Below are 7066 nucleotides of genomic sequence, written 5' to 3'. Positions count from 1 at the left end.
CTGCCGCCCCGAAGCCGCCTTCGCCGCCACCGGCTGCGGCTCCGCAACAGCATGCGCCGCCTCCTGCACCGCCCGCGGCACGCCCGGCTCCCACGCCCCCGGCACCGCCGCCCGCCGCGGCTCCGCAGCAGCATGCGCCGACGCCTCCGCCTGCGACGCCGCCCGCGGCTCGTCCGGCTCCCACACCGCCCACCGCCGCTCCGCAGCAGCACGCACCGACACCTCCGGCTGCGGCCGGTCCTTCGGGACGGCCTGCGCCTGCGCCGACAGCAACTCCCCCGGCACCTGCTGCTCCCGCAGCGCGCCCGGCGACGCCTGCTGCCCCAACCGCCACGCCTGCTCCGACAGCAACACCTGCGCCGACCGCAACGCCGGCTCCGGGGAGCACGCCGGGCACGCCGCCGACTGGCCGCCCCGGTGCGCCGCCCCCCGGCGGACGTCCTGGCGCGCCCCCGGCTGCAGGATCAGCAACACCTGCTCCGGGCGCCACACCCGCGCCGACGGCCACGCCGACCCCCGGTGGCGCTCCGACGCCCCCGCCCGGACGTCCCGGTGCGGGACCCACGCCCGCTCCTGGCGCGACCCCGGCTCCAACCGCGGCGCCAACCCCCGGTCAGCAGGGAGGAACGCCTCCTACTGGCGCGCCCGCTGCCGGAGCTCCGCCGACCCAGCCGCAGGCAGGCGCCCCGCCTCGACCGCCAGCCCCCCCCGCCGGCGCCGCGGCGCCGAGCACCGTCCCGGGCTCCGCGGCCGCAACGCCTCCGCCCAACAGGGCGGAATACGCGCCGCCAACGGTTGCGCCAGCCTTCCGAACCGCGCCGAGGGTCGCAGCACCGCTGCCGCCAGCACCGCGTCCGCCGCAGCGTGACCTCACGCCGCTCGCGATCGGTGCTGGCGTGGTGGCCGGTGCCGTGATCGGAGCCACCATCGCAGACCTCCACAATCAGCGGCGCGAATCCGTCGAAGGCGGTCGCACCGTCTACACCGAGCCGGACCGCATCATCATCCGCGATCCCGGTGGGCAGACATACGTCCGCGGCAACGATCTCTATCGCTTCCGCTACGGCGCCCGCGACATCCGCACCGAGACTGTCGGCGCCGATACCCGCACCGTGGTGATCCGTCCCGATGGCAGCGAGATCATTACTGTTGTCGGTCCGGACGGTCGGCTGCTGCGGCGAATTCGCAGGGATCCTCGCGGCCGCGAGCTTATCATCATCGACAACAGTTACCGCGATCCGCAGTCGGTCGGCGGCTTCTATGTCGACGCGCCGCCGCCGGTCGTGAACATTCCCTACGACCGCTATATCGTCGATGCCCAGGAGGCGTCGCCGGACGTGATCTACCAGACCATGCGGGCACCACCGGTGCAGCGGATCGATCGGCGTTATACGCTCGACGAAATCCGCTACAGCCCCAATGTTCGCATGCAGATGCCGAGCATCGACGTCAACTCGATCAGTTTCGAGACGGGGTCGTGGACGATCCCACCGGATCAGGCGGCCAAGCTGCAAGTGATCGCCGACGGTCTTAATCAGGCGATCCAGGCCAACCCGCGCGCGGTGTTCCTGATCGAGGGACACACTGACGCGGTCGGCAACGACGTCGACAATTTGTCATTGTCGGATCGTCGTGCGCAGTCCGCCGCCGAATTGCTGACCCAGCAATTCGGTGTGCCGTCTGAGAACCTGACGTCGCAGGGCTATGGCGAGCAGTACCTGAAGGAGCAGACGCAAGGGCCGAGCGCGATCAACCGGCGCGTCACCGTCCGCAACATCACGCCGCTGCTCAATGGCGGCCAGGCCTCGCTGCCGCCGCCCCCGCCCGGCACCGCGCCGCCGCGCTGAGGCGAAGCACAAATGCAAAATGGCCGGGAGCAATCCCGGCCATTTTTGTTTTTCCAGTCGCGTGCCCCGGACGCAGCGCAGCACGTAGTGATGCGCTGCTGAGCCGGGGCCCATACTATCGATGCAGTTGGATCGGCGTCGGTCCCGGCTCTGCGACGCACCGCTTCGCGCTGCATCGCGTCCGGGACACGAGCAGATGCCTCAGCCCTTGTCGCTCTCCAGCCGGAAGATCTGCGAGCCTTCGCTGCCCGACAACAGGCCCGTGTCGCTGTAGAGCTTCAGCTTGGCGCGGGTATCGTTGATGTCGAGGTTGCGCATGGTGAGCTGACCGATGCGATCGGCCGGTGTGAACGCCGCGTCCTCGACCTTCTCCATGCTGAGCCGCTCCGGCGCATAGGTCAGGTTCGGGCTTTCGGTGTTGAGGATCGAGTAGTCGTTGCCGCGGCGCAGCTCGAGCGTGACCTCGCCGGTGACCGCGCGCGCGACCCAGCGCTGCGCGGTCTCGCGCAGCATCAGGGCCTGCGAATCGAACCAGCGGCCCTGATAGAGCAGGCGACCGAGACGCATGCCGCTGATGCGGTATTGTTCGATGGTGTCCTCGTTGTGGATGCCGGTGACGAGGCGCTCATAGGCGATGTGCAGCAGCGCCATGCCGGGCGCTTCATAGATGCCGCGGCTCTTGGCCTCGATGATGCGGTTCTCGATCTGATCGCTCATGCCGAGGCCGTGCCGTCCGCCGATCGCGTTGGCTTCGAGGAACAGCGCGACGGGATCGCCGAAGGTCTGGCCGTTCAGCGCCACCGGCTCACCTTCCTCGAAACGCACCACGACCTTCTCGGCCTTGACGCTGCAGTCGTCACGCCAGAACGGCACGCCCATGATCGGGTTGACGATCTTGATGCCGCTGTCGAGGCTCTCGAGATCCTTGGCTTCATGCGTGGCGCCGAGCAGATTGCTGTCGGTCGAATATGCCTTCTCGGCGCTCATCTTGTAGGCAAAGCCCTGCGCCGTCATGAACGCCGACATCTCGGCGCGGCCGCCAAGCTCGTCGATGAACTGCTGGTCGAGCCAGGGCTTGTAGATGCGCAGGCCCGGATTGGTCAGCAGGCCGTAGCGATAGAAGCGCTCGATGTCGTTGCCCTTGAAGGTCGAGCCGTCGCCCCAGATGTTGACGCCGTCCTCCTTCATCGCCGCAACCAGCATCGTGCCGGTGACCGCGCGCCCCAATGGCGTGGTGTTGAAATAGGTGATGCCGCCGGTCGAGATGTGGAAGGCGCCGGACTGGATCGCGGCGATGCCTTCATGGACGAGCTGCGTGCGGCAATCGACCAGCAGCGCTTTCTCCGCGCCGAACTCCATCGCCTTGCGCGGGATCTCGTTGTAGTCAGCCTCGTCAGGCTGGCCGAGATTGGCGGTATAGGCGTAGCAGCGCGCGCCCTTCTGCTTCATCCAGAGCAGCGCCGCTGACGTGTCGAGGCCGCCCGAAAAAGCGATGCCGACTTTCTCACCCTTGGGCAGGCTTTTCAGGATCGTGGTCATGGGGCTTCCAATCGGTCTCGAAGGGCGGGTGTCGTTTCACGGGTTGACCGCGCGATTATCAAATTTCGCGGGGCTCGGCACCCCTTTAATGGCTCAAACTGACGGCTCGGGGTCCGTCTTGCGGCCGAACAGGCGCTGGCGCAGCCGGTAGGCGGGCATGTTCAACCGGGTCAGGGCGGCATCGACCGCCTCGTCCGAAAACCGGGTCCGCGGCCAGCGGTAAATCAGCGCGTAGGCAAACCAGATCACGACGAAGGTGACGAGGCCGGCGATCGAGACATCGGTGAAGAAGTGGCCGCCAAAGGCCATCCGCAGGCCGCTGGTCACGAGGCCGAACACCACGGCTCCGGCATAAGCGAGCGGCCGCCACGGCGGCGGTGCCAGTGCGGCGGGCGCCAGCGTCCAGAACGCGGTCGCGCCCTCGCCCGAGAAGAACGAGCAGTTGCGCGCGCAGCCGCCGCGCGGATCCCACCACGGCACGAATTGCTGGTCGCCGGCAAACTGCGTCACCACCACCGGGCGCGGCCGGCCCCAATAGGACTTGAAGGCGAGATTGGTGAGGATGCCGGCCGACATGATGATCGTGACCAGCAGGAAGACGATCGCGCGCCCGGATACCATCAGCGGGCGGTCGGGCCTGACCATCTTGACCACGAGCGCTGTCAGCGCAGGCAGCACGAACGCCCAGGCAACCCACATCGCGGCATCGCGCGCGAAGCCTGCCCAATCGTTCAGCTTGAGCGGAAACGATTTGGTATCAGGGTCGAAGAACAGCGCGGCGAGCTTGAGATCGAGCTCGGGATAGAGGCCGAAAACGACGCCGATCACGAGCCACAGCGCCAGGGCGATGAAGAGTCCGGTCCGGTTCATGGCGCGCGGTTTAGCCGAGTGGGAAGGGGATGAAAACCCCGTGGCAAGTCAGAAAGTCACCGTGCATCCGGCCGCGAATTCGACGGCAGTGGCGGAGGCGGCTTGCGCGGCAGCGGCGGATTGCGCCAGGCGCCGGCATTGCGGCCGGCGATCAGCCAGTAGACGACACCGGCGACGATACCCGCGCCGGTCATGATCTCCAGATGCCGCCGCACGATGCCTTCGAATTGCAGCGTGTCGGAATGAAACGGGACCAGCCCGAGATAGCAGGCGAGCCCCACGACCCCGCCGCCCACGGCATAGGCGAGCGCGCTGCGGATGTAGAGCGCCTCGGTGATCGCGACGATCACCGCCGCCGGCACCAGCGCAAAACCGGAAACGAAGATGAAGCCGAACCCGAGCAGGATATCGATCGTGCCCTGGTCGACGGGACCGGCGCCGAGATCGGCGAACTCCGGAAACAACAGCGTGACGACGACGATCATGCCGCCGACGAAGCAGGCGGCGAGAAAGCCGATGAAGATGACGACGAGGCGGCCGATCAGGGACATGCAGAGGAAGCCAACGTTACCGTCATTGCGAGCGAAGCAATCCAGAGATGCGTCTGCGGAGGCAGTCTGGATTGCTTCGTCGCTGCGCTCCTCGCAATGACGGGCAAGCAACACAGTGCGCCTGTCAAGCTAGTCCGTCATCGCCATGGCCCGCAGCGTCTGGCGTTCCCTGGCGGAGAGTTTTTCGGTCTCCGACTTGAGCTGGCCGCAGGCCGCCAGGATGTCGCGGCCGCGCGGAGTGCGCACCGGCGAGGAGTAACCCGCGTTGAAGACGTACTCGGAGAATTTTTCGATCTGGTCCCAGTCCGAGCATTCATAGGCGGTGCCGGGCCAGGGGTTGAACGGGATCAAATTGATCTTGGCGTGAATGCCCTTGAGCATCTTCACCAGCAGCTTGGCATCGTCCAGCGAATCGTTGACGCCCTTGAGCATCACATATTCGAAGGTGATGCGACGCGCGTTCGAGGCGCCCGGATAGTCGCGGCAGGCCTGCAGCAATTCCTTGATCGGATATTTGCGGTTGAGCGGGACCAGCTCGTTGCGCAGCTCGTCGCGCACCGCATGCAGCGAGATCGCGAGCATGACGCCGATCTCCTCGCCCGCGCGCACGATATTCGGGACCACACCCGAGGTCGACAGCGTGATGCGGCGGCGGGAGATGCCGATGCCTTCGTTGTCGCCGACGATGAGCAGCGCATCGCGCACCGCGTCGAAATTGTAGAGCGGCTCGCCCATGCCCATCATCACGATGTTGGTGACGCGGCGCGTACCGTCTTCTCGATCGGCCCAGTCGTTCAGACGATCCCGCGCGACCATCACCTGTCCGACGATCTCGCCGGCGGTGAGATTGCGCACCAGGCGCTGCGTGCCGGTGTGACAGAACGAGCAGTTCAAGGTGCAGCCGACCTGCGAGGAGACGCACAGCGTGCCGCGATCGGTTTCCGGGATGTAGACGCACTCGACTTCGTGCGCCCGCTCGACATTGTCGCCGCTCGGCAGCCGCAGCAGCCATTTGCGGGTTCCGTCGTTGGAGATCTGCTCGGCCACGACTTCGGGCCGGTCGACCGTGAAATGCTGGGCGAGGTCGGCGCGAATGCCCTTCGAGACCGAGGTCATCTCTTCGAAATTCTGGGCGCCCCGGAAATACATCCAGTGCCACAGCTGCTGTACGCGCATCTTGCGCTGAGCCGGAGCGACGCCGATCTCCCCGAGGCGATCGGCCAACTCGGTGCGCGACAAGCCGATCAGCGACGGCTTGGCCGGCGGCACATAGGTTTCGAGCGGAGTCTTCTCCACCAGCGTTGCGTTGTGCGGCTCGGTCATCGGTGCCTGAGATTGCTGCTGCTGTCTCGTCATGCCCGGGCTTGTCCCGGGCATCCGCGTTCTTTTCTGTCCGTAGCCAGCGCGTGGATGGCCGGGATACGCGCTTCGCGCTCTAGCCCGGCCATGACGTCTGTACCTTTGGAACCGCCCCTATATAGCAACCGGAACCGCCGATTGCGACCTTATCGACCGCAGGCTTAACGCCTGCAATCCTGGGCGATCCTGTCGAGCGCCTGGGCAAGGCCCTTCAGCGAGAAGGTGTCGGTCGTCTCGGTCCCCTTGGACGAGATGCCCTTGACCACGAGATCGGCGGATTTGCGCATGGCCTCGACCATCCGCTCTTCCTCGGCCGCGTTCTTGATCCAGAGACCATCGCCCTGCGAGTACATGGCGAAAGCGGCGCCGCCGACCTCGACCGAGGATTCAGAGCCCGGCTTCAGCGCGTAGCCGATCATGACCGAGACTTCGTTGTTGACCTTCTCCGCCGGGCGGGTGGAGACAAAGGCATAGGCAGGATCGCGCGGCCGATTCGGCGGGTTGGTCTTCGACGACGACGGCTTGGCCAGCGCGAAGCAGACCTTTTTGCCGTTGGGCGCGGCCGAATAAGCGCCCCAGGTGCCGAACTGACCGATCAGGGTCGGCTCGGCGCCGCCCGCAACCGCCGCGTGCGGGGCCGCCGGCTTGCTCTCGGGCTTTGCAGCCGTCTTTCCAGTCGTATTGGTCGCCGGCGCAGCCGATTTCGGTGCAGTTTTGGGCGCAGGCTGCGCCGTCTGCGCCCGCGCGGAATCGGTGATTCCACAGGCCGCCACGCCCGTCATCAAAGCTAAAATCAGCACCCGCCACATGCTGGAGTGGTTCCCTCAATATTGTGACTGGAAGATGGCCCGGTCGCGCATTGTCCCGGAGGCAGGGATAGCCGGGAAAGTCCAATTTGGG

At 66.4% G+C, this 7066-nt stretch carries 6 protein-coding genes; 1 reads left to right on the top strand and 5 read right to left on the bottom strand.

Features of this window, described 5'->3' with window-relative positions; all coding sequences use genetic code 11:
- The coding region (locus AC0L3C_RS23995; RefSeq protein ID WP_473409123.1) for an OmpA family protein at nt 1-1847 on the top strand (1847 nt) is incomplete at its 5' end.
- A 201-nt stretch (nt 1848-2048) separates the two neighbouring features.
- Here AC0L3C_RS23995 and argG read toward each other — a convergent pair.
- From argG to AC0L3C_RS23970, 5 genes are all read right to left on the bottom strand, one after another.
- Nucleotides 2049-3386 carry an argininosuccinate synthase gene (gene argG, locus AC0L3C_RS23990; RefSeq protein WP_473265559.1) on the bottom strand — a complete coding sequence of 446 codons (1338 nt, stop codon included), beginning with the start codon at nt 3384-3386 and terminating at the stop codon, nt 2049-2051.
- Between the two features lie 93 nt (nt 3387-3479).
- Nucleotides 3480-4256 (bottom strand): phosphatase PAP2 family protein, encoded by a 777-nt coding sequence (locus AC0L3C_RS23985; protein WP_473265560.1) that lies wholly within the window; start codon nt 4254-4256, stop codon nt 3480-3482.
- A gap of 56 nt (nt 4257-4312) precedes the next feature.
- Nucleotides 4313-4807 carry a hypothetical protein gene (locus AC0L3C_RS23980; protein ID WP_473409122.1) on the bottom strand — a complete coding sequence of 165 codons (495 nt, stop codon included), beginning with the start codon at nt 4805-4807 and terminating at the stop codon, nt 4313-4315.
- A 129-nt stretch (nt 4808-4936) separates the two neighbouring features.
- Entirely contained in the window at nt 4937-6130 is a 1194-nt protein-coding gene (gene rlmN, locus AC0L3C_RS23975; RefSeq protein WP_473265613.1) for a dual-specificity RNA methyltransferase RlmN, read from the bottom strand.
- 197 nt (nt 6131-6327) lie between these two features.
- A complete protein-coding gene (locus tag AC0L3C_RS23970; protein WP_473409121.1) occupies nt 6328-6975 on the bottom strand; it encodes an invasion associated locus B family protein in 648 nt (215 codons plus the stop codon).
- Between the last annotated feature and the right edge of the window lie 91 nt (nt 6976-7066).

This window comes from Bradyrhizobium sp. WSM4872 (assembly GCF_055811715.1).
The sequence above is the reverse complement of the archived record's forward strand: the minus strand, read 5'-3'. Positions and strand labels throughout refer to the sequence as shown.

What these genes read in the sequence shown, in the direction of transcription:
- argG (WP_473265559.1), bottom strand. Translation starts at nt 3,386, where the DNA reads ATGACCACGATCCTGAAAAGCCTGCCCAAGGGTGAGAAAGTCGGCATC.
- rlmN (WP_473265613.1), bottom strand. Translation starts at nt 6,130, where the DNA reads ATGACCGAGCCGCACAACGCAACGCTGGTGGAGAAGACTCCGCTCGAA.
- AC0L3C_RS23970 (WP_473409121.1), bottom strand. Translation starts at nt 6,975, where the DNA reads ATGTGGCGGGTGCTGATTTTAGCTTTGATGACGGGCGTGGCGGCCTGT.
- AC0L3C_RS23985 (WP_473265560.1), bottom strand. Translation starts at nt 4,256, where the DNA reads ATGAACCGGACCGGACTCTTCATCGCCCTGGCGCTGTGGCTCGTGATC.
- AC0L3C_RS23980 (WP_473409122.1), bottom strand. Translation starts at nt 4,807, where the DNA reads ATGTCCCTGATCGGCCGCCTCGTCGTCATCTTCATCGGCTTTCTCGCC.